Source organism: Sphingobacterium haloxyli (assembly GCF_002980525.1).
Taxonomy (GTDB): domain Bacteria; phylum Bacteroidota; class Bacteroidia; order Sphingobacteriales; family Sphingobacteriaceae; genus Sphingobacterium; species Sphingobacterium haloxyli.
Map to the genome: position 1 here is coordinate 1 of NZ_PVBQ01000040.1, position 1,789 is coordinate 1,789.

1 rRNA gene is annotated in these 1,789 nt (G+C 54.9%); it reads left to right on the forward strand.

Annotated features, from left to right (window positions below):
- Positions 1 to 10: 10 nt before the first annotated feature.
- Positions 11 to 1,538, forward strand: a 16S ribosomal RNA gene (locus C5745_RS19830).
- Positions 1,539 to 1,789: the final 251 nt, after the last annotated feature.

Here is a 1,789-nt window from a genome sequence, read left to right on the forward strand (position 1 = left end):
ATTCATTTTTACAATGGAGAGTTTGATCCTGGCTCAGGATGAACGCTAGCGGCAGGCCTAATACATGCAAGTCGGACGGGATTGTCCCTTAGCTTGCTAAGGGGCATGAGAGTGGCGCACGGGTGCGTAACGCGTGAGCAACCTGCCCATGTCAGGGGGATAGCCCGTTGAAAGACGGATTAACACCGCATGAAGATAAGCTCCGGCATCGGGGTTTATCCAAATATTCATAGGACATGGATGGGCTCGCGTGGCATTAGCTGGTTGGTGCGGTAACGGCGCACCAAGGCGATGATGCCTAGGGGCTCTGAGAGGAGAATCCCCCACACTGGTACTGAGACACGGACCAGACTCCTACGGGAGGCAGCAGTAGGGAATATTGGTCAATGGGCGGGAGCCTGAACCAGCCATGCCGCGTGCGGGACGAAGGCCCTATGGGTCGTAAACCGCTTTTATACGGGAACAACCGCATGTACGAGTACATGTCTGAGTGTACCGTAGGAATAAGGATCGGCTAACTCCGTGCCAGCAGCCGCGGTAATACGGAGGATCCGAGCGTTATCCGGAATTATTGGGTTTAAAGGGTGCGTAGGCGGCGCTTTAAGTCAGGGGTGAAATACAGCGGCTCAACCGTTGCAGTGCCTTTGATACTGAAGTGCTTGAATCTGGTCGAAGACGGCGGAACGGGACAAGTAGCGGTGAAATGCATAGATATGTCCCAGAACCCCGATTGCGAAGGCAGCTGTCTAGCCCAGCATTGACGCTGATGCACGAAAGCGTGGGGATCGAACAGGATTAGATACCCTGGTAGTCCACGCCCTAAACGATGATGACTCGATGTTAGCGATATACGGTTAGCGTCCAAGCGAAAGCGTTAAGTCATCCACCTGGGGAGTACGGCCGCAAGGCTGAAACTCAAAGGAATTGACGGGGGCCCGCACAAGCGGAGGAGCATGTGGTTTAATTCGATGATACGCGAGGAACCTTACCCGGGCTTGAAAGTTAGCGACGGATGCAGAGACGCATCTTCCCTTCGGGGCGCGAAACTAGGTGCTGCATGGCTGTCGTCAGCTCGTGCCGTGAGGTGTTGGGTTAAGTCCCGCAACGAGCGCAACCCCTGTTTCCAGTTGCCATCGGGTCATGCCGGGGACTCTGGAGAGACTGCCTGTGCAAACAGTGAGGAAGGCGGGGACGACGTCAAGTCATCATGGCCCTTACGTCCGGGGCTACACACGTGCTACAATGGGCGGTACAGCGGGCAGCTACCTGGCAACAGGATGCGAATCTCCCAAAGCCGCCCACAGTTCGGATCGGGGCCTGCAACTCGGCCCCGTGAAGCTGGATTCGCTAGTAATCGCGTATCAGCAATGACGCGGTGAATACGTTCCCGGGCCTTGTACACACCGCCCGTCAAGCCATGAAAGCCGGGGGTGCCTAAAGCATGTAACCGCAAGGAGCGTGTTAGGGCAATACTGGTAATTGGGGCTAAGTCGTAACAAGGTAGCCGTACCGGAAGGTGCGGCTGGAATACCTCCTTTCTGGAGCGTCCGGACCGGACTTGCTGCGCACATTGATGATCATCTTATTATAAGGAATAAAGAGACGGGCATCATCAGGGTCGTACCTGATGCTGCCGCTGTTCCGGAATTTTATCCGGTCGCTTCCCTGCGGGATTTTTCATGGTCCGCCATGTTTTCCGCTGGATGTTGTGGCCGGTGCGGGATTTTCCGGGAAAAAGTTCTTTGACATATTGGGAAAAAGAGAAGACACAAGAGAAGACAGAGGAAGT